Below are 21,234 nucleotides of genomic sequence, written 5' to 3'. Positions count from 1 at the left end.
CAGCAACGCATCGGAGCCACCATGCCCGCCGTTCCCCCCGTTCCGCCCTCCGAGGCCAGCCGCGCGCTGGGCCTCTCGACCTTCGCCTTCACCATCTGTTTCGCGGTCTGGACGATCTTCTCGATCATCGGCCTGCAGATCCGCGAGCAGCTTTCCCTGACCGAGACCCAGTTCGGCCTGCTGATCGGCCTGCCGATCCTGACCGGATCGCTGGTGCGCATCGCGCTGGGCGTGCTGACCGACCGGCTGGGCGGGCGGCGCGTCTATACGCTGACCATGCTGGCCGCCGCCGGCGCGACCTTCCTGTTGTCCTGGGCCAGCACCTGGCCGCAGATGCTGCTGGCGGCGCTGGGCGTCGGGCTGGCCGGCGGCTCCTTCGCCGTGGGCGTCGCCTATGTCTCGCGCTTCTATGCCGAGGGGCGGCAGGGCACGGCGCTGGGCATCTTCGGCACCGGCAATGTCGGCGCCGCGGTGACCAAGTTCGCCGCGCCCTTCGTCATGCTGGCGCTGGGCTGGCAGGCGACCGCGCAGATCTGGGCCGGCGCGCTGGCGCTGACCGCCGTGCTGTTCTGGCTGCTGAGCAAGGACGACCCGGTCACCGCCGCCGGGCAAGGCCGCAAGACGTCGCTGCGGGCCGAGCTCGCGCCGCTGGGCCAGGTCCGGGTCTGGCGCTTCTCGGCCTATTACTTCTTCAGCTTCGGCGGCTTCGTGGCGCTGGCGCTGTGGCTGCCGCATTACCTGACGCAGGTCTACGGCTTCGACATCCGGACCGCCGGCATGATCGGCGCGGCCTATTCCATCCCCGGCTCGATCTTCCGCGCCTGGGGCGGGGTGCTTTCCGACCGGATCGGCGCGCGGGCGGTGATGTATGCGACCTTCCTCGTCTCGCTGGCCGCGACGGCGATCCTGTCGATCCCCTCGGGCGTGCCGGTGCCGGTCTTCCTGGCGGTGATCTTCGTCCTGGGCTTCTTCATGAGCCTCGGCAAGGCCGCCGTCTACAAGCACATCCCCAGCTATTACCCCGGCCATGTCGGCGCGGTCGGCGGGCTCGTGGGCATGATCGGCGGCCTGGGCGGCTTTGCCCTGCCGCTGCTGTTCGGCTGGCTGCGCGACCAGACCGGGCTGTGGTCCAGCTGCTTCATGGCGCTGTTCCTGCTGGTCGGGCTCTGCGCGCTCTGGATGCACGCCTCGATCCGCCAGATGGGCCGCGCGCCCCTGCAAGCCGCCTGAGAAAGGAGTCCCGCGATGAAGAAACTTGTCGTCATTGGCGCCGGCATGGCCTCGGGCCGCCTGCTGGAGCAGCTGTTCGAGGCCGCGCCCGGCGAATGGCATGTCACCCTGTTCAACGCCGAGCCGCGCGGCAACTACAACCGGCTGATGCTGTCGCCGGTCCTGTCGGGCGAAAAGACCTATGAGCAGATCGTCACCCACGACGCGGACTGGTATGCCGCCCATGGCGTCGATTGCCGCTTCGGCGAGCCGGTGGTGCGGATCGACCGCGCCAATCGCGCCGTCTATTCCAATTCGGGCGGTGCGCCCTATGACGCTCTGGTCATCGCCACCGGCTCGGCGCCCTTCATCATCCCGGTGCCGGGCAGCGACCTGCCGGGCGTGGTGACCTATCGCGACCTGGAAGACACCAATGCGATGATCGAGGCCGGTATCTCCGGCAAGGATGCCGTGGTGATCGGCGGCGGGCTGCTGGGCCTTGAGGCCGCGGCCGGCATGGCGGCGCGTGGGGCCAGCGTCACCGTCGTCCACCTGATGGGCCACCTGATGGAGCGGCAGCTGGACCCCGCCGCCGGCTACCTGCTGCAGCGCGATCTGGAGCGGCGCGGCATCAAGGTGCATTGCAAGGGCGCCACCAAGGCGATCCTGGGCCATGGCCGCGCCGAGGCGGTGCTGCTGGAGGACGGCACCGTCCATCCCGCCGACCTGGTCTGCATGGCCGTCGGCATCCGTCCGGAGGTGCGGCTGGCCAATGACGCGCATCTGGAGGTCGAGCGCGGCATCGTCGTCGATGACGCCCTTCGCACCAGCGACCCGCATATCTTCGCGCTTGGCGAATGCGTCGAGCATCGCGGCCAGGTCTTCGGCCTTGTCGCGCCGCTTTACGACCAGGCCAAGGTGCTGGCCCGGACCCTGCTGGGCGAGGAGGCCGCGTTCCGCCCGGTGCAGACCGCCACCAAGCTGAAGGTGACGGGCTGCGACCTCTACAGCGCCGGCGATTTTGCCGAAGGCGAGGGGCGCGAGGACATCGTGTTTCGCGACCCCGGCCGCGGCATCTACAAGCGGCTGGTGCTGGAGAACGACCGCATCATCGGCGTGGTGATGTATGGCGACACCGCCGACGGCAACTGGTTCTACGGGCTGATGAAGGACGAAACCGACATCAGCGAGATGCGCGACACGCTGATCTTCGGCCCGGCCTTCCAGGGGGGGACCGCGCTGGACCCTATGGCGGCCGTTGCAGCCTTGCCGCCTGAGGCGGAGATCTGCGGCTGCAACGGCGTCTGCAAGGGAACCATCGTCGCCGCGGTGCAGGGCGGCGCGCATACGCTCGATGCGGTGCGCGCCTGCACCAAGGCGTCGGGATCGTGCGGCACCTGCACCGGGCTGGTCGAGCAGGTGATGAAGCTGACGCTGGGCGACGGCTTCGTCGCGCCCGCGCCCGCCGGCATGTGCAAATGCACCGACCACAGCCACGAGGACGTGCGGCGGCTCATCAAGTCCATGGGGCTGAAGTCGATCCCCGCCGTCATGCAGGAACTGGGCTGGAAAACGGTCGGTGGCTGTCATTCCTGCCGCCCGGCGCTGAACTATTACCTGCTGGCCGAATACCCGCTGGACTATCGCGACGACCGCCAGTCGCGCTTCGTGAACGAAAGGAACCACGCCAATATCCAGAAGGACGGCACCTATTCCGTGGTGCCGCGCATGTGGGGCGGCGTCACCACCCCGCAGGAGCTGCGCGCCATCGCCGACGCGGCCGAGAAATATGCCGTTCCCATGGTCAAGGTCACCGGCGGCCAGCGCATCGACCTGCTGGGTGTCAAGAAAGAGGACCTGCCGCATATCTGGGCCGACCTGAACGCCGCCGGGCTGGTCTCGGGCCATGCCTATTCCAAGGGGCTGCGCACGGTGAAGACCTGCGTCGGCAGCGAGTTCTGCCGCTTCGGCACCCAGGATTCCACGGGCCTCGGCATCCGGCTGGAAAAGCTGCTCTGGGGGTCGTGGACGCCGCACAAGGTCAAGCTGGGCGTCTCGGGTTGCCCCAGGAACTGCGCCGAGGCGACCTGCAAGGATGTGGGCGTGATCTGCGTCGACAGCGGCTACCAGATCAGCGTCGCCGGTGCCGCCGGGATGGAGGTGAAGGAGACCGAGCCCCTGGCCTCGACCCCCTGCGAGGACGAGGCGGTCGAGATCATCACCGCCTTCATCCAGCTTTACCGCGAACATGCGCGCTATCTGGACCGGCCCTATAAATGGGTGGCCAAGGTCGGGCTCGACTGGGTGAAGGCGCAGATCGCCGACCTGCCGACCCGCCGCGCGCTGGTCGAACGCTTCGAGATCAGCCAGTCGGTCTATCGCCGCGACCCCTGGGCCGAACATTCCACCACCACCGAGACGCCCAGATGGGCGCCTCTTGCCGATCTGACCCTGGAGGCCGCGGAATGACCGGTTTCATCGATATCGGAGCCCTGGAGGACATTCCCCGGCAGGGCGCGCGGGTGATCCGCACCGTGCAGGGCTGCGTCGCGGTGTTCCGCACCCTGGACGACCGGGTCTTTGCGCTGGACGACCGCTGCCCGCACAAGGGCGGCCCGCTGTCCGAGGGCATCGTGCACGGCGACCGCGTGACCTGCCCGCTGCACAATTGGGTGTTCGACATGAACTCGGGCGCCGCGCAGGGCGCCGACGAGGGCGCGGTCCGCACCTGGCCCGTCCGCGTCGAACAGGGCCGCGTCCTGATCAGCGCCGAACTCGTCTCGCGCCCCCGCGCCGCCTGAAGGAGCACGCTCATGTCCTATGTCAATCCTGCCGATTTCGCGAAGAAGATGATCGATGCCGGCGAGGCCAAGGTCTTCATGTCCACCAAGGACACGCTGATCCGCGCCTATATGGCCGGGGCGATCCTGGCGCTGGCCGCCGCCTTCGCCGTGACCGTCACCGTGAACACCGGCGAGCCGCTGATCGGCGCGCTGCTGTTCCCGGTCGGCTTCTGCATGCTCTACCTGCTGGGCTTCGACCTGCTCACCGGGGTGTTCACGCTGGTGCCGCTGGCGCTGATCGACCGGCGCCCGGGGGTGACGGTCCAGGGCATGCTGCGCAACTGGGGCCTGGTCTTTGCCGGCAATTTCGCCGGCGCCTTCACCGTCGCGGTGTTCATGGCGATCATCGTCACCTTCGGCTTTTCCGAGGCGCCGAATGCGGTCGGCGAAAAGATCGGCCATATCGGCGAGGGGCGGACGCTCGGCTATGCCGCCCATGGCGCGGCGGGGATGCTGACGCTGTTCGTCCGCGCGGTCATGTGCAACTGGATGGTCTCGACCGGGGTGGTGGCGGCGATGATGTCCACCAGCGTCTCGGGCAAGGTCATCGCCATGTGGATGCCGATCCTGATCTTCTTCTACATGGGGTTCGAGCATTCCATCGTGAACATGTTCCTGTTCCCGGCCGGGCTTCTTCTGGGCGGGCAGTTCACCATCATGGACTATATGATCTGGAACGAGATCCCGACCGTGCTGGGCAACCTGGTCGGCGGGCTGACCTTTGTCGGCGCGATGATCTATGCCACGCATCACAAGACCTCGTCCCGGCGTGCGGCGGATACGCCCGCCGAAGCCCCCGCCGCCGTTCCTGCCGAGTGAGGGGCCCATGCAGACCATCCGCACCACCTGTCCCTATTGCGGCGTGGGCTGCGGCGTGCTGGCGACGCCCGACGGCAAGGGCGGGCTGGGCATCGCGGGCGACCCCGATCATCCGGCGAACCGGGGCCGGCTTTGCGTCAAGGGCTCGGCGCTTGGCGAGACGGTCGGCCATGCCGGTCGGCTGCTTTCCCCGCGCATCCATGGCCGCGAGGCCGGCTGGGACGAGGCGCTGGATCTGGTCGCCCGCCGGTTTTCAGAAACCATCGCCGAGCACGGGCCGGATTCGGTCGGCTTCTACGTCTCGGGGCAGCTGCTGACCGAGGATTACTATGTCGCCAACAAGCTGATGAAGGGCTTCATCGGCTCGGCCAATATCGACACCAATTCGCGGCTTTGCATGGCCTCGGCCGTCGCGGGGCACCGGCGGGCCTTCGGCACCGACACGGTGCCGGGGCTCTACGAGGATCTGGAACTGGCCGATACGGTGGTGCTGGTCGGCTCGAATCTGGCCTGGTGCCATCCGGTGCTTTACCAGCGGCTGGCCGCGGCGCGCGAGGCGCGGGGCACGCGGGTCGTGGTGGTCGATCCGCGCCGCACCGCGACTTGCGACATTGCCGACCTGCATCTGCCGCTGGCGCCGGGTTCGGATGCGGCGCTGTTCAACCTGCTGCTGGCAGAAATTGGCAAGAAATCATATCACTGCATGGATAACCTCGACGGTGTCGAGGATGCGCTGGCCGCTGCGCGCGCGACATCGCCCGCGGCAACCGGGTTGGCGCATAGCCAGCTGCGGCAGTTCTTCGACCTGTGGTTGCACAGCGACAAGGTGGTGACGGTCTGGTCGCAGGGCGTGAACCAGTCCGACAGCGGCACCGACAAGGTGAATGCGATCCTGAACTGCCATCTCGCCAGCGGCCGCATCGGCCGGCCCGGCATGGGGCCGTTCAGCGTCACCGGCCAGCCCAATGCCATGGGCGGGCGCGAGGTCGGCGGGCTGGCCAACATGCTGGCCTGCCATCTGGAGATCGAGAACCCCGCGCATCGCGAGGCCGTGCGCGCCTTCTGGAACGCGCCGCGCATGGCCGGGCGGCCCGGCCTCAAGGCCGTGGACATGTTCCGCGCCGTCGAGGACGGCCGGATCAAGGCGCTGTGGATCATCTGCACCAACCCCGCCGCAACCATGCCCGAGGCCGATCGCGTCGCCCGCGCCATCGCCGGCTGCAATTTCACCGTGGTCTCGGACATCATGGCGCGGACCGACACCGTGCGGCTGGCGCATGTGGCCCTGCCGGCGACCGGCTGGGGCGAAAAGGACGGCACGGTGACGAACTCCGAACGCCGCATCAGCCGCCAGCGCCGGACGCTGGCCCCGGCCGGGCAGGCGCGCGACGATTGGCGCATCCTGGCCGAGGTCGGGCGCCGCATGGGCTGGGCCGAGGCTTTCGGCTGGACCAGCCCGGCCGAGGTCTTTGCCGAACACGCGGCGCTGTCCGGCGTCGCAGGCGGCCTGGGCAGCGATGTCGACATCTCGGCCCATGCCGCCATCACCCCGGCGGAATATGACGCGCTGCAACCCTTCCTGTGGCCGCAATCGGCGGGCAGGCAGGGCGGGCGGTTCTTTGGCGACGGGCGGTTTCATACGCCCTCGGGCCGGGGGCGGATGGTCGCGGTCACGCCGCGCACGCCGCAGCCGGTCGGCGGGGATCATCCGTTCCGGCTGAACACCGGCCGGGTGCGCGACCATTGGCACAGCATGACCCGCACCGGCCTGTCGCCGCGCCTGTCCCGCCACCTCGCCGAGCCCTTCCTGGAACTGCACCCAAGCGACGCGGCCCGGCTGGGTCTGGCACCCGCGAGCCTGGCCGAGGTCGAAAGCCCGCAGGGCCGGGCCGTGCTGCGGGTGCTGGTGACCGACCGGGTGGCGCCGGGCCATCCCTTTGCCCCGATGCACTGGACGGGAGAGACCGCGCCTTCGGGCCGGGTTGATGCGCTGGTGCCGGGGCTGACCGATCCGGTCTCGGGCCAGCCGGCGCTGAAATCGGCACCGGTGGCGATCCGGCCCTTTGCCGCGCGCTGGTTCGGCTTTGCCGTTTCGGCCGGCCCGATCCGGCCGGATTGCGCCTATTGGGCGCGGGCCACGCTGCCGCGCGGCGAGCAGGCCGAGCTGGCCGGGCTGGAGGTGCCGCAGGACTGGACTGCCCATGCCCGCGCGCTGTTCGGCCTTTCGGGCGAGCCGCTGGTCCTGCACGACCGCGCCCGCGGACAGGTTCGGCTGGCCTTCCTGCGCAAGGGCCGGCTGCAGGCGGCGCTGTTCGTGGCGCCCGGGCCGGTGGGCCTGTCGCGCAGCCATGTCGCGGCGCTGCTGGGCGAGGAGGGCGCGGGGGCGCTGGCCGGGCGTCCCGGCGCCGACCGACCGGACGAGGGCGCGCTGGTCTGCGCCTGTTTCGGCATCGGCATGAACAGCATCGTGCAGGCCATCGCCAGCCAGCGCCTGACCTCGGTCGAGGCGGTGGGGCAGGCGCTGCGGGCGGGCACCAATTGCGGCTCGTGCCGGCCCGAGATCCGGGCGCTGCTGGACGCAGGCACCGCCTGCCGCGCAGCGGCCGAGTAAGGCCCTAGGCGCCGTCGCCGGCAAAGACCATGGCGCTGCCGGGCAGGGCGGCCAGCCGGATCATGCTGCCGGGCGCGGGCAGGACCAGCCCGGGGATGCGGGATTTCATCGCCGCCCCGCCGGGCTCCAGCCGGGTCTCGATCAGGCTTTCGCGGCCCAGATAGCGGGCGCGCTCGACCCGCGCCGGGGTGCCGCCGGTCTCGGCCGGGACCAGGTGCTGCGGGCGGATGACGACCTCGGCCCGGCTGCCTTCGGCAAGGCCGGGGGCGGGAAAGCTGCCCAGCACGGTCTGCACCCGGCCGCCCGCCACCCGACCCGAGACGATGTTCAGGTCCGAGAAAAATGCCGCCACGCCGCGATCCGCCGGGCGGTCGTAAAGCTCGTCCGGGCGGCCTTCCTGGATCAGCCGGCCCCGGCGCATGACCGCGATGCGATGGCCCATCAGCATCGCCTCCTCGGGGTCGTGGGTGACCATCAGCACCGTGGTCTCGGTCTCGCGCAGCAGGTCCAGCGCCGCGTCGCGCACCCCGTCGCGCAGCCGGTGGTCGAGGCTCGAGAAAGGCTCGTCCATCAGCATCAGGCAGGGGCGGGGCGCCAGGGCCCGGATCAGCGCGACGCGCTGCTGCTCGCCGCCCGAAAGCTCGTGCGGGTATTTCGCGGCATGGCCGGATAGGCCGACCCGCTCCAGCAGTTCCCCGATTCGGGTGCGGTTCTGCCGGGCCGGGCCCTGCAGGCCGAAACCGACATTGGCCGCCACGTCCAGATGCGGGAACAGCGCGAAATCCTGGAACACCAGCCCCACCGGGCGCCGCTCGGGCGGCAGGAAGGCGCTGGCATCGGACATGGCCTGGCCGCCGATGCGGACGGCGCCGGAATCGGGCCGCTCGATGCCGGCGATCATCCGCAGCGTGGTGGACTTGCCGCAGCCCGAAGGGCCGAGCAGGCAGGTCACCTCGCCCCGTGCCACGCGGAAGCCGACATCCTCGACCGCCGAGACCGGGCCGAAGCGGCGGCACAGCGCCTCGACCTCCAGCATGGGCCGGAATGGCGCGGCATCAGGCGCGTCGTCCCGCGCGTCCATCTGGCTGGCCCAGGGGGGAGGGCTGGCGAATTGGTTCATCGGCATCCCTTCGTCTGGCGACCGTAACCGGATGATCTTTGTTTACTTTGCTAATTAGTTTAGTAAACATGTCGAGAAATCGCAAGGAGGACAGGCTGATGCGTGTTGGACTATCTGGACTGATCGGTGCCGTGCTGGCTGCGCAGGCGGTTGCCGCAAGCGCCCAGGAGCTGAATCTTTACACCACGCGCGAGCCGAATCTGATCGAGCCGCTGCTGGCCTCGTTCAGCGAATCGACCGGGGTGAAGGTGAACACCATCTTCCTCAAGGACGGGCTGGCCGAGCGGGTCGAGCAGGAGGGCGAGGCTTCGCCCGCCGACGTGCTGATGACCGTGGATATCGGCAACCTGGTCGATCTGGTCGATCGCGGCCTGACCCAGCCGGTCGAATCCGAGGCGCTGGCGGCCGCCATCCCCGAGAACCTGCGCGACAAGGACGGCAACTGGTTCGCGCTGTCGCAGCGCGCGCGGGTGCTTTACGCCGACAAGGATCTGGATCTGGCGAGCTTCACCTATGAGGATCTCGCCAAGCCGGAATGGCAGGGCAAGGTCTGCATCCGCTCGGGCCAGCATCCCTATAACGTGGCGCTGACCGCCTCCTATATCGTGCATCACGGCGAGGAAGCCGCGAAGACCTGGCTGGAGGGCGTCAAGGCGAACCTGGCCCGCACTGCCGGCGGCGGCGACCGCGACGTGGCCCGCGACATCATGGGCGGCATCTGCGAGATCGGCATCGCTAATTCCTATTATGTCGGCCTGATGCGCAGCGGCGCCGGCGGCCCCGAGCAGGAGGAATGGGTCAAGGCGATCAAGGTCGTCCTGCCGACCTTCGAGGGCGGCGGCACCCAGGTGAACGTCTCGGGGGCGGCGGTGGCCAAGCACGCGCCGAACAAGGACCAGGCGGTGCAGCTGCTGGAATACCTGGTTTCGGACGAGGCGCAGAAAATCTATGCCGAGGCGAATTTCGAATATCCGGTCAAGCCCGGCGTCGCGGTCAGCCCGGTGATCGAGGATATTGCCGATCTCAATGCCGACGGCACCGACCTGACCGAGATCGCCCGCCAGCGCAAGGCGGCGAGCGAGCTGGCCGAGGCGGTGGGCTTCGACAACTGATCCCGTCGCTGAACCTGTGGCCGGCGCAGGCCCCATGACCCCGGAACTGGCACCAAGCTCCCGCCTCCGCGCGGGGGGTGGCTGGCAGGCGGCAGCTCTGGCTGTCGCCGTGCTGGTTCTGCTGCCGGTGCTGGCGCTGGGGCTGTTCGCGCTTCGGGGCAGTCCGGGGCTCTGGGCGCATCTGGTCAGCAACGTGCTGCCGGTCGCGGCGCGGCAGACGGTGATCCTGCTTCTGGGCGTCGGCTTCATCGTCGCGACGCTGGGCACGGTGACGGCCTGGCTGGTCGCGGCCTGCGACTTTCCCGGGCGGCGCATCTTCGGCTGGGCGCTGCTGCTGCCGCTGGCGGTGCCGACCTATATCGTCGCCTATGCCTATCTGGACCTTCTGCATCCGGTCGGCCCGGTGCAGGGCGCGATCCGCGGCTGGCTGGGCTATGCCAGCCCGCGCGAGTTCCGCCTGCCCGACATCCGCTCGATGCCGGGCTGCATCCTGCTGCTGGGGCTGGTGCTTTACCCCTATGTCTACCTGCCGGTGCGGGCGCTGTTCGCCATGCAGGCCGGCAACCTGCTGGACGCGGGCCGCACGCTGGGGGCGGGGCCGGTCGCCACCTTCCTGCGCGTGGCGATTCCGCTGGCCCGGCCCGCCGTCGCCATCGGCACGGCGCTGGCGCTGATGGAGGCGATGAACGATATCGGCGCGGCCGAGTTCCTGGGCGTGCGCACGCTGACCGTCTCGGTCTATTCGACCTGGATCAACCGCTCGGACCTGCCGGGGGCGGCGCAGATCGCGCTGGCGATGCTGGCCATCACCATGGCGCTGGTCATGCTGGAGCGGCGCGGTCGCAAGCGCCAGCGTTACGCGGCCGGCGCGCAGCCCCTGCGGCGCATGCGCCTGCGCGGCTGGCGGGCCTGGGGTGCGACGCTGGTCTGCGCGCTGCCGGTCGCCTTCGGCTTCGCGGCGCCGGCCTGGTATCTGGTCGGTGCGGCCTGGGCGCGATACCGCTTCGCCGGGCTGTCGCCGCGCATCCTCGAGGAGGCCGGCAACACCGCCTTCTTCGCCGCGCTGGCGACGCTGGTCGCGCTGCTCTTGGGACTGGTGGTAACCGGCGCGGCGCGGATGCGGCCCGGACGGCTGACCCAGACCATGGCGCGGCTTTCGACGCTGGGCTATGCGGTGCCGGGCACCATCCTGGCCATCGGGCTTCTGCCGGTGATCGCGCTGGCCGACCGCCAGATCGCCGCCGCCTCGCAGGCGCTGCTGGGCGTGGGGCCGGGGCTTTTGCTGCTCGGCTCGGGGGCGGCGCTGATCTATGCCTATGTCGCGCGCTTCCTTGCCATCGCCACCGGCGGCATCGAGGCGGGGCTGAGCCGGGTGCCGCGCTCGCTCGACCATGTGGCGCGGACGCTGGGCCGCAGCCCCGGCCAGGTGTTCCGCGAGGTGCATGTGCCGATCTCGCGACCGGCGCTGGCGGCCTCGGGACTGCTGATCTTTGTCGATTGCGTCAAGGAGCTGCCCGCCACGCTGCTGCTGCGGCCGCTGAACTTCGAGACCCTCTCGACGCATCTTTACGGCGAGGCGGCGCGCGGCACCTACGAGGACGCCGCCATCGCCGCGCTGATCATCGTGGCCATCGGCATCCTGCCGGTCATGGTGCTGGCGCGGACGATCCGGCGATGACTGCGGCAGATTGTCCCTTTCGCGCGGCGCGGATTTCTGACAGGGCTGCGCGCATGCAGGTTCGGGGCGCATATCGTGATGCAGGGCTGACGCGCGGCGCACGGCTGTTCCGCTGGCTGGCGGTGCTGCCCTTCCTGCTGTTCTCGCTGATCCTGCCCGGCACCATGGTCGCCCGCGATGCGCAGGGCAGCATCACCGTGGTGCTCTGCTCGGGCGAGGGGCCGGTCGAGATGGCCGTGGCCGCCGATGGCAGCCTGGTCCCGGCCGGCAAGGCCTCGCATGGCGATCCGCATGGCTGTGACTGGGCACCGCATGGCCAGCCGCTTCTGGAGGGCGCCATGCAGGCGGCGCCGACGCCGCTGTTGCAGGCGCTGCGCATGGCGCGGGCGCTGGACCGGCCCGGCCCGCCGCATCGCGTCGAGATGCTGGTCCCCTCGGCGCGGGGACCGCCGGCACGCGTCTGATCCGAGTTTTCCGATCCGCGCAGCCACGGGCCGGCGGTTCACGCCCTTATTCAGACGAGAACGATCATGAAGAACCCTGTCTTTGGCGCATTCTGCGCCTCGGCGCTGGCCCTTGCCGCCGCGCCCGCCCTTGCCCATGCCACGCTGGAGCAGTCTGAGGCCCGCGCCGGCGCCGCCTATCGCGCGGTGATCCGCATCGGCCATGGCTGCGACGGCCAGGCGACCAACACCCTGCGCGTGCAGCTGCCCGAGGGCTTCTACAATGCCAAGCCCATGCCCAAGGCCGGCTGGACGCTGGAAACGGTCAAGGGCCCCTATGCCCGGCCCTTCGACAATCACGGCACGCCGATGACCGAGGGCACGCGAGAGGTGGTCTGGTCCGGCGGCGATCTGCAGGACGACTGGTATGACGAATTCGTCATCCGCGGCACGGTCGGCGCCGATGTGACGCCGGGCACGGTGCTGTATTTCTCGACCGTGCAGGAATGCGCGGACGGCAAGGAGGAATGGATCGACGTCACCGGCAGCAAGGAAGTCCCGAACCCCGCCCCGGGCGTGACGGTCACGGCGGGCAAGGCCGGGCATGGCCATGGCCACGGCCACGGCGACCATGCGAAGGCCGGGCCGATCACGCTGGGCGACCTGACGCTGAGCGGGCCCTTCACCCGCGCCACGCCCCCCGGTGCCCCGGTGGCGGGCGGCTTCCTGACCGTCGCCAATGCCGGCGCGGACGACCGGCTGGTCTCGGCCAGCGTCGATTTCGCCGGCCGGGCCGAGATCCACGAGATGGCGATGGAGGGCGATGTCATGAAGATGCGCCAGCTTGCCGAGGGCCTGCCGATCCCGGCCGGGGCGACGGTTGAACTGAAGCCCGGCGGCTATCACCTGATGTTCATGGAGCTGAAGCAGCCGCTGGTCGAGGGCGAGACCGTGAATGTCACGCTGCATTTCGAGAAGGCCGGCGAGGTCGAGGTGCCGATGACGGTCGGGCCGATGAATGCCGGCAAGCACGGCGGAAAGGATGGTGGACATGGCGGACATTAAGCGGGGCTCGGGGCTGCGTCCCTTGCGCTATGCGCTCTGGGCGCTGGTGGTGCTGGCGCTGGCCGGACTGGGCTGGTTCCAGTTCGTCGCGCCCCGTGCGGGCACGGGCTCGCTAAGCGATGCCGGCACCGCCTCGCTGGGTCGGGGCGATTACCGCCTCGCCGCCACGGACGGCACGGAATTCACCCAGGCGACGCTGCAGGGCCAGCCCTCGGCGGTGTTCTTCGGCTTCACCCATTGCCCGGACGTCTGCCCGACCACGCTGGGCGACGTCGCGAGCTGGCAGGAGGAGCTGGGCGAGGCCGGCAAGGATCTGCGGGTGTTCTTCGTCACCGTCGATCCCGAGCGCGATACGGTCGAGGCGTTGCGCGAATATGTCTCGTGGGTGCCGGGCGTGATCGGCGTCTCGGGCGCGCCGGAAGAGGTCGCCAAGGCGGTCAAGGCCTTCCGCATCTATGCCCGCAAATCGCCGCAAGAGGGCGGGGATTACAGCATGGACCATTCCTCGACCTTGCTGCTGTTCGACCGCGACGGCGATTATGCCGGGCTGATCGGCTATCAGGAGGACCGCGAGCGGGCCATGGCCAGCCTGCGGCGCCTGCTGGAAAGCTGACGCGCGCGGCGCCGGCCCGCCCGGCACCGCGATCCCCAGGGCGGTGCCGCTTCCATGCGGCCTGCCCTAAATCGCTTCTTCTGATATCCGAAATGTTTTGGAACGCACCGATGCGGCCGGTTTGACGAGGCTGTGGCCGATTCGCGCCACGAAAGCGACCCGGCATCCGAAACGATCAGGGCGATGTTAGCGCATGACATAAGAGTGTGCATTCCCGGCCCGCTGATCTTGCCCCGTCTTAGCGAAATTTCCCCGGGAATCGATAGTTTTTTGCCGCTCTTTCGCGGTTCTCCGCCTGCTTCTGCTCGCGTGCCGGCGGAATTCTTGACCGAAACAGCGCAATGCGCTAAAAGTTACCGAAAGGTTTCGGATCGTATTTGAGAAAGGCGCACAGGCGCCCCGGATTGCAAGCTGGTGCTGGGGAGGCACCTTGAAAAAGGGGAGGAATTCATGGGGAAATTCAGCCGGGGCGCGCTGCGTCCGGTGGTATTGGCCGCGCTGATGGGCGGCATCGCGCTGCCCGCCGTGGCGGACGAGCTGTTCTATGTCGCGGGCGGCGTCGGCAAGCAGGCCCAGCACTTCAAGGAGCTTGTGAAGCCCTGGGAGGAACGCAGCGGCCATACCGTGACGCTGGTGCCGATGCCGCAGTCCAGCTCGGACCAGTTCGCGCAATACCGGCTGTGGCTGGCGGCGGGCACCAGGGACGTTGACCTGTATCAGACGGACGTGATCTGGGCGCCGCAGCTTTCCGAATATTTCGTCGATCTGTCCGAGGCGGCCAAGGACATCGTCGGCGAACATTTCCCCTCGGTCATCGAAAGCCAGACTGCGGACGGCAAGCTGGTGGCGCTGCCGCTTTATACCGATGCCCCGGCGCTTTACTACCGCGCGGACCTGCTGGAGAAATACGGCAAGGAGGTGCCCGGGACCTGGGCCGAGCTGACCGAAACCGCCAGGCTGATCCAGGACGGCGAGCGGGCCGCGGGGCAGGGCGACCTGTGGGGTTTCGTCTGGCAGGGCAACGCCTATGAGGGGCTGACCTGCAACGCGCTGGAATGGGTGAAATCCTTTGGCGGCGGCCAGATCGTCGAGGCGGACGGCACCGTCTCGATCAACAACCCGCAGGCGGTGGCGGCGCTGGAACTGGCGGCCAGCTGGATCGGCACCATCAGCCCGCGCGGCGTTCTGGCGCACAAGGAAGAAGAGGCGCGCGGCGTCTGGCAGACCGGCAACGCCGTTTTCATGCGCAACTGGCCCTATGCCTTCGCGCTGAGCGCGGGCGCGGACAGTGCGGTCAAGGGCAAGTTCGACGTGGCGCCGCTGCCGGCGGGCTCGGAGGAGACCGGCTCGGCCTCGACGCTGGGCGGTTGGAACGTCGCGGTGTCGAAATTCTCGACCAAGCAGGAGGCGGCGGTCGATCTGGCGCTCTATCTCGCCTCGGCCGAGGCGCAGAAGCGCCGCGCGCTGCTGGACGGCAACCTGCCGACCGTGGTCGCGCTCTACGACGACCCCGAGATCGCCGAGGCGGTGCCGCTGATCCCGCGCTGGAAAGAGGTCTTCGCCAATGCCGTGCCGCGCCCCTCCGGGCCGGTCAAGAGCAAGTATAACGAGGTCTCGTCGAAATTCTGGTCGGCCGTGCATGACACGCTGTCGGGCAAGGGCACGGCGGCCGAGAACCTGGAGCTGCTGGAGCTGGATCTGACCGATCTGCAAGGCTCGGGCTGGTAAGGCGCGTTGCGGGGGCTGGCGGGTTCGCGCCGGCCCCGACCGGCCCCTGCGGCCGATGAGGAGTTTCCCCCATGACTGACCCCATCGCGGGCCGCCTCGGCGGTCCCAGCCTGCGGCAGCGTCGGCAAAGGGCTGCCTTCTGGTTCCTGGCCCCCATGCTTTTCGCGCTGCTCTGCGTCGCGGCCTGGCCGCTGGCGCGCACCATCTGGTTCTCGTTCACCAACACCACGCTGTCGAACCTTTACGGCGGCGAGTGGATCGGTTTCGACAATTACCTGTCGATGCGCACGCTGTCCTCGGGGCGGGTGGTCTGGCGCGGCACGCTGGTCGATCCGGCCTGGTGGAACGCGGTCTGGAACACCGTCCGCTTCTCGCTGATCTCGGTCGGGTTCGAGACGGTTCTGGGCCTGATCGTGGCGCTGGTGCTGAATGCCGAGTTCAAGGGCCGCGCCCTGGTGCGCGCCGCCATCCTGATCCCCTGGGCGATCCCGACCATCGTCTCGGCCAAGATGTGGGCCTGGATGCTGAACGACCAGTTCGGGATCCTGAACGACATCCTGCTGCGGCTGGGGCTGATCGGCGAAAAGATCGCCTGGACCGCCAGCACCGAGACCGCGATGACCGCCGTGCTGATCGTCGATATCTGGAAGACCACGCCCTTCATGGCGCTGCTGATCCTGGCCGGCTTGCAGATGGTGCCGCGCGACATCTACGAGGCGGCGCGGATCGACGGCATCCATCCGGTCAAGGTGTTCCTCCGCGTCACCCTGCCGCTGATCAAGCCGGCGCTGATGGTGGCGGTGATCTTCCGCATGCTGGACGCGCTGCGCATCTTCGACCTGATCTATGTGCTGACGCCGAACAGCTCGGCCACCAAGACCATGTCGGTCATCAGCCGCGAGAACATGATCGACTTCGACAAGTTCGCCTATGGCGCGGCGCAATCGACGCTGCTCTTCGCGATCATCGCCGTCTTCGTCAGCGCCTATATCTGGCTCGGCCGCGTGGACCTGGGCGGGGAGGGCTCGAAATGACCCGTCACAAGCTGCTGAAACGGATCGGCTTTTACGCGCTGGTCGTGGTGATCGTCGTCTTTTCGGTCTTTCCCTTCTACTATGCCGTCGTGACCAGCTTCGCCTCGGGGACGGCGCTGTTTCGGGTGAACTACCTGCCCTCGGGGTTCGACCTGCGCAACTATCAGGCGGTGCTGGGGTCGAGGAACTTCCTTTATTCCATCGGCAACTCGCTGATCATCGCGACGCTGACGGTCGGGTTGTCGCTGTTCCTGGGCGTCACCGCTTCATACGCCCTGGCGCGGGTGCGGTTCCGGGGGCGGGGGCTGCTGCTGATGACCATCCTGGCCGTGTCGATGTTCCCGCAGATCGCGGTGCTGGCCGGGCTGTTCGAGCTGGTGCGCTTTCTGGGCATCTTCAACACCCATTGGGCGATGATCCTGTCCTATACGATCTTCACGCTGCCCTTCACCGTCTGGGTGCTGACGACATTCATGCGCGACCTGCCGGTCGAGATCGAGGAGGCGGCGATCGTCGACGGCGCCAGCCCCTGGATCATCATCACCCGCGTCTTTCTGCCGCTCTTGTGGCCGGCGATGGTGACCACCGGGCTTCTGGCCTTCATCGGCGCCTGGAACGAGTTCCTGTTCGCGCTGACCTTCACCAGCACCGAAAGCATGCGCACCGTGCCGGTGGCCATCGGCCTGCTCTCGGGCGCCTCCGAGCAAGAAATTCCCTGGGGCCCGATCATGGCCGCCTCGGTCATCGTGACGGTGCCGCTGATCGTCCTCGTCCTCATTTTCCAGCGCAAGATCGTGGCGGGCCTGACCGCCGGCGGCGTGAAAGGTTGAACCATGGCCAAGATCGAGTTGAAGAACGTCACCAAATCCTATGGCGGCTTGCAGGTCATCAAGGGCATCGACCTGGAGATCCGCAAGGGCGAATTCATGGTCTTCGTCGGCCCGTCCGGCTGCGGCAAGTCGACGCTGCTGCGGCTGGTTTCGGGGCTGGAGGAGATCACCAGCGGCGACATGCTGTTCGACGGGCAGCGGGTGAACGACCTGGTGCCCTCGGATCGCGGCATCGCCATGGTGTTCCAGAGCTATGCGCTTTACCCGCATATGAAGGTCTATGACAACATGGCCTTCGGCATGAAGCTGGCCAAGGCCGGCAAAGCCGAGATCGACCGCCGCGTGCGCGAGGCGGCGCGGCTCTTGCAGATCGAGCATCTGCTGGACCGGCTGCCCAAGCAGCTGTCCGGCGGCCAGCGCCAGCGCGTCGCCATCGGCCGCGCCATCGTCCGCGACCCGCGCGTGTTCCTGTTCGACGAGCCGCTGTCGAACCTCGACGCGGCGCTGCGGGTGCAGACGCGGCTGGAGATCGCCCGGCTGCATCACGGCATGGAGGACGTGACGATGATCTACGTCACCCATGACCAGGTCGAGGCGATGACGCTGGCCGACCGCATCGCCGTGCTGCGCGATGGCAGGCTGGAGCAGGTCGGCACGCCCGCCGAGCTTTACGAGCGGCCGAACTCCACCTTCGTCGCCGGCTTTATCGGCAGTCCCAGGATGAACTTCCTGACCGACGGTTTCGCGCATGCGCATGACTGCGCCACCCTGGGCATCCGCCCCGAGCATATCGACATCGTCGAGGCCGGCCCCTGGTCGGGCGAGGTCGTCCATGCCGAGGATCTGGGCGCCGACCATTATCTTTTCGTCGAGATCGGCGCGGCCGAGCCCCTGGTCGTGCGCCAGCCCGGCAAGCTGGCCCGGCCGCTGGGCACGCGGCTGAGCCTGGCGCCGCGCTTGGGCCACCTGCACCGTTTCGACGCCAACGACGCGCCGATCCGCTGAAATCACCACCCGCTCCCGCAGGGGAGCAACAAGGAGCGATGAATGACCATCCGAGTCACTGTCTGGGGCGAGAACGTCCACGAGCAGAAGAACAAGACCGTCGCGGGGATCTACCCGGACGGCATGCACAACACCATCGCCGGGGCGCTGAACCGCGACGCCGGCATCGCGGCCGGCAGCGTGACCCTGCAAGACCCCGAGCATGGGCTGACGGCCGAGAAGCTGGCCGAAACCGACGTGCTGATCTGGTGGGGCCATTGCGCCCATGGCGAGGTGCAGGACGCGGTGGTCGAGCGCGTGGCCGAGGCGGTCTGGTCCGGCATGGGCATGATCTTTTTGCATTCGGCGCATTTCTCGAAACCCTTCAAGCGGCTGATGGGCACGCCCTGCAACCTGACCTGGCGCGAGGCGGGCGAGCGTGAGCGACTTTGGCTGACCTCGCGCAACCATCCCATTGCCGCCGGCCTGCCCGATCAGTTCGAGCTGGAGCACGAGGAGATGTATGGCGAGCCCTTCGGCGTGCCCGAGCCGCTGGAGACCGTCTTCGTCAGCTGGTTCGCGGGCGGCGAGGTGTTCCGCTCGGGCCTGACCTACAAGCGCGGGGCCGGGAACGTGTTCTATTTCCGCCCCGGCCACGAAACCTATCCGACCTATCACGACGCCAATGTGCAGCGGGTGATCCTGAACGCGGTGAAATGGGCGCATAACCCGGCCGCGCGGCTGGCCGAGCCGACCGTCGCGCCCAATGTCCCGGTCGAGCAGGCGCTGGAGCCGATCGAGGAACGCGGTCCCAAACTGCATGCCGCCGGCGAGGAGGGCTATCGCTGATGGTCCGGCTTCTCGTCATCGGCACCGGCGGCATGGCGGCGAACCATGCCCGCGCCTTCGCCGGCATTCCCGGCGTCGAGCTGGTGGGCGGCGTGGACCCGCGGCCCGAGCCGCTGGCCGCCTTCAACGCCGAGCATGGCATTCCGCGCGGCTTTGCCAGCCTGGACGAGGCGCTGGCCTGGGGCGCGTTCGACGCCGCGACCAACGTGACGCCGGATGCTGCGCATTATCCGACCACCATGCCGCTTCTGGCGGCGGGCAAGCATGTGCTGTGCGAAAAGCCGCTGGCCACCAATGCCGCGGATGCCGAAGCGATGGCCGATGCGGCGGTGCGGGCCGGGGTGGTGAGCATGGTCAATCTCAGCTATCGCGACGTGCCGGCGCTGCAAAAGGCCGCGGCCATGGTCCGCGCGGGCGAGATCGGCGCGGTGCGGCATTTCGAGGCGAGCTACCTGCAAAGCTGGCTGACGCAGCCCAGCTGGGGCGACTGGCGGACCGACCCGAAATGGCTGTGGCGGGTTTCGACCGCGCATGGCTCCAAGGGCGTGCTGGGCGATGTGGGCATCCATATCCTCGATTTCGCCACCTTCATCGCCGGGCAGGACGCGGCGCAGGTTTCCTGCCTGCTCAAGACCTTCGACAAGGCGCCGGAGGGGCGGATCGGGGACTATGTGCTGGACGCCAATGACAGCGCCACCATGCAGATCGTGCTGGAAAACGGTGCGCTGGGGACGGTGGCGGCGACGCGCTTCGCCACCGGGCACCTGAACGACCTGCGGCTGCGGATCTACGGCGACCGGGGCGGGCTGGAGGTCTGCTTCGAGAACCGCGTCAGCCGGCTGCGCGCCTGCCTGTCGCCGGACTTGGAAACCGCCGCCTGGCACGAGGTCGACTGCCCGCCGGTGCCGACGATCTACCAGCGCTTCATCGCCGCGATCCGGGGCGAGGGCGCGGCCGATCCCGATTTCGCCCGCGGCGCGGCGCTGCAACGCCTGTTGGACCGGGCCGAGGAATCCTCGGTCGAGGCCGGGCTCAGCCTCGCTGTCTAGGCGCAACCGATCCGGCGGCGGCCCTCTCCTCCCTGCCGCCGCCGGACACCTTGCAAGGAGCATGGCATGACCCAGACCGTTCCCGCGCAGGTCCGCCGCGCGCCCCGCATCCGCCTTGGGATGGTCGGCGGCGGGCAGGGCGCCTTCATCGGCGCGGTGCACCGCATCGCCGCCCGCATCGACGACCGGTATGAGCTGGTGGCGGGCTGCTTTTCCTCGACGCCGGAAAAAAGCGCGGCCTCGGCGGCGGAACTGGGCGTGGGCCGCGCCTATGGCGATTTCGCGCAGATGGCGATGCGCGAGGCGCGGCGCAAGGACGGGGTCGAGGCGGTGGCCATCGTCACCCCGAACCACCTGCACGCCCCCGTCGCCCGCGCCTTCCTGAAGCGCGGCATCCATGTCATCTGCGACAAGCCCCTGACCGCGACCCTGCCCGAGGCGCGCAAGCTGGCCAAGGCGGCCGAAGGCTCGGATGCGCTGTTCGTGCTGACGCACAACTATACCGGCTATCCGATGGTGCGGCAGGCCCGCGCCATGACCTTGGCGGGCGAGCTGGGCGAGATCCGGCTGGTGCAGGTCGAATACGCGCAGGACTGGCTGGCCGAGCCCATCGAGCAGGCGGGCAACAAGCAGGCCGGCTGGCGCACCGATCCGGCGCGATCCGGCGCGGGCGGGGCCATCGGCGACATCGGCACCCATGCCTTCAACCTGGCCGGCTTTGTGACCGGGCTGGAACTGGAGGCGCTGGCCGCCGATCTGCACAGCTTCGTGCCGGGCCGGGCGGTCGACGACAACGGCCATGTGCTCTTGCGCTATCGCGGTGGGGCGCGCGGGATGCTGTGGTGTTCGCAGGTCGCCTCGGGCTGCGAGAACGCGCTGCGGCTGCGGGTCTATGGCAGCCGCGCCGGTATCGAATGGGCGCAGGAGGAGCCGAATGCCCTGTGGGTCACGCCGCTGGGCCGGCCGCGCTATCGGCTGTCGCGCGGCGGCGCCGGAACGGGGCTTGAGGCTGCGCGCCTGACCCGCATTCCCGCCGGCCATCCCGAGGGCTATCTGGAAGGTTTCGCGAATATCTATGCCGAGGCGGCGCGTGCCATCCTCGCCCGTCGCGAGGGCAGGGCGCCCGACCCGGCGGTGACGTTTCCCGGCATCCGCGAGGGGTTGGAGGGCGTGGCCTTCGTCGATGCCTGCCTGCGCTCCGGCAAGCGCAACGGCGCCTGGGTGGCGCTGGCGCTCTAGCCCGGAAC

18 protein-coding genes are annotated in these 21,234 nt (G+C 68.8%); 17 read left to right on the top strand and 1 reads right to left on the bottom strand.

Translation table 11 applies throughout. From position 1 onward, the window contains the following. Nucleotides 1-21: 21 nt before the first annotated feature. From LOS78_RS06525 to LOS78_RS06505, 5 genes are read left to right on the top strand one after another with little or no spacing between them, the layout of a single operon-like run. Complete coding sequence (locus LOS78_RS06525) at nt 22-1,230, top strand: nitrate/nitrite transporter (protein ID WP_230376296.1); 1,209 nt, start codon at nt 22-24, stop codon at nt 1,228-1,230. Between the two features lie 15 nt (nt 1,231-1,245). Then, the gene (gene nirB / locus LOS78_RS06520; protein WP_230376295.1) at nt 1,246-3,678 is read left to right on the top strand and encodes a nitrite reductase large subunit NirB; all 2,433 of its coding nucleotides are present in this window, start codon (nt 1,246-1,248) and stop codon (nt 3,676-3,678) included. After that, a complete protein-coding gene (gene nirD / locus LOS78_RS06515; RefSeq protein WP_230376294.1) occupies nt 3,675-4,010 on the top strand; it encodes a nitrite reductase small subunit NirD in 336 nt (111 codons plus the stop codon). The genes nirB and nirD overlap by 4 nt, the downstream gene beginning before the upstream one ends. A 12-nt stretch (nt 4,011-4,022) precedes the next feature. Next, nucleotides 4,023-4,871 carry a formate/nitrite transporter family protein gene (locus LOS78_RS06510; protein WP_230376293.1) on the top strand — a complete coding sequence of 283 codons (849 nt, stop codon included), beginning with the start codon at nt 4,023-4,025 and terminating at the stop codon, nt 4,869-4,871. 7 nt (nt 4,872-4,878) lie between these two features. Next, on the top strand, nt 4,879-7,482 hold the full coding sequence (locus LOS78_RS06505) for a nitrate reductase (RefSeq protein ID WP_230376292.1): 2,604 nt from the start codon (nt 4,879-4,881) through the stop codon (nt 7,480-7,482). 4 nt (nt 7,483-7,486) lie between these two features. On the opposite strand, the gene LOS78_RS06500 is transcribed toward LOS78_RS06505, so the two are convergent. After that, a complete protein-coding gene (locus LOS78_RS06500; protein ID WP_230376291.1) occupies nt 7,487-8,602 on the bottom strand; it encodes an ABC transporter ATP-binding protein in 1,116 nt (371 codons plus the stop codon). A 98-nt stretch (nt 8,603-8,700) separates the two neighbouring features. Here LOS78_RS06500 and LOS78_RS06495 point away from each other — a divergent pair, with 98 nt between their 5' ends. The 12 genes from LOS78_RS06495 (at nt 8,701) to LOS78_RS06440 (ending at nt 21,226) form a co-directional block, all read left to right on the top strand. Beyond that, nucleotides 8,701-9,714, top strand: a complete 1,014-nt coding sequence (locus tag LOS78_RS06495; protein ID WP_230376290.1) for an extracellular solute-binding protein — start codon at nt 8,701-8,703, stop codon at nt 9,712-9,714. A 109-nt stretch (nt 9,715-9,823) separates the two neighbouring features. Continuing rightward, a complete protein-coding gene (locus LOS78_RS06490; protein ID WP_230376289.1) occupies nt 9,824-11,392 on the top strand; it encodes an iron ABC transporter permease in 1,569 nt (522 codons plus the stop codon). 53 nt (nt 11,393-11,445) lie between these two features. Then, the gene (locus tag LOS78_RS06485; RefSeq protein WP_230376288.1) at nt 11,446-11,856 is read left to right on the top strand and encodes a DUF2946 family protein; all 411 of its coding nucleotides are present in this window, start codon (nt 11,446-11,448) and stop codon (nt 11,854-11,856) included. A gap of 66 nt (nt 11,857-11,922) precedes the next feature. Then, complete coding sequence (locus LOS78_RS06480; RefSeq protein ID WP_230376287.1) at nt 11,923-12,900, top strand: DUF1775 domain-containing protein; 978 nt, start codon at nt 11,923-11,925, stop codon at nt 12,898-12,900. After that, nucleotides 12,887-13,513 carry an SCO family protein gene (locus LOS78_RS06475; protein WP_230376286.1) on the top strand — a complete coding sequence of 209 codons (627 nt, stop codon included), beginning with the start codon at nt 12,887-12,889 and terminating at the stop codon, nt 13,511-13,513. The genes LOS78_RS06480 and LOS78_RS06475 overlap by 14 nt, the downstream gene beginning before the upstream one ends. A 450-nt stretch (nt 13,514-13,963) precedes the next feature. After that, complete coding sequence (locus tag LOS78_RS06470; RefSeq protein ID WP_230376285.1) at nt 13,964-15,241, top strand: ABC transporter substrate-binding protein; 1,278 nt, start codon at nt 13,964-13,966, stop codon at nt 15,239-15,241. A gap of 71 nt (nt 15,242-15,312) precedes the next feature. Continuing rightward, the gene (locus LOS78_RS06465) at nt 15,313-16,275 is read left to right on the top strand and encodes a carbohydrate ABC transporter permease (RefSeq protein WP_230376284.1); all 963 of its coding nucleotides are present in this window, start codon (nt 15,313-15,315) and stop codon (nt 16,273-16,275) included. Further along, the gene (locus LOS78_RS06460) at nt 16,272-17,105 is read left to right on the top strand and encodes a carbohydrate ABC transporter permease (RefSeq protein WP_230376283.1); all 834 of its coding nucleotides are present in this window, start codon (nt 16,272-16,274) and stop codon (nt 17,103-17,105) included. The genes LOS78_RS06465 and LOS78_RS06460 overlap by 4 nt, the downstream gene beginning before the upstream one ends. Nucleotides 17,106-17,108: 3 nt before the next feature. Further along, complete coding sequence (locus LOS78_RS06455; protein WP_028713853.1) at nt 17,109-18,110, top strand: ABC transporter ATP-binding protein; 1,002 nt, start codon at nt 17,109-17,111, stop codon at nt 18,108-18,110. Between the two features lie 42 nt (nt 18,111-18,152). After that, nucleotides 18,153-18,938 (top strand): ThuA domain-containing protein, encoded by a 786-nt coding sequence (locus LOS78_RS06450; RefSeq protein ID WP_230376282.1) that lies wholly within the window; start codon nt 18,153-18,155, stop codon nt 18,936-18,938. Further along, nucleotides 18,938-19,987, top strand: coding sequence for a Gfo/Idh/MocA family protein (locus LOS78_RS06445; RefSeq protein WP_230376281.1), 1,050 nt, complete (start codon nt 18,938-18,940; stop codon nt 19,985-19,987). Before LOS78_RS06450 ends, LOS78_RS06445 begins: the two co-directional genes overlap by 1 nt. 66 nt (nt 19,988-20,053) lie before the next feature. Next, on the top strand, nt 20,054-21,226 hold the full coding sequence (locus LOS78_RS06440) for a Gfo/Idh/MocA family protein (protein ID WP_230376280.1): 1,173 nt from the start codon (nt 20,054-20,056) through the stop codon (nt 21,224-21,226). The last annotated feature ends 8 nt before the right edge of the window (nt 21,227-21,234 follow it).

The organism is Paracoccus sp. MA, from assembly GCF_020990385.1.
In the GTDB taxonomy this organism is placed as follows: Bacteria; Pseudomonadota; Alphaproteobacteria; order Rhodobacterales; family Rhodobacteraceae; genus Paracoccus.
Note: the sequence above shows the minus strand (reverse complement) of the source record. Positions and strands in the feature narration are given on the sequence as shown.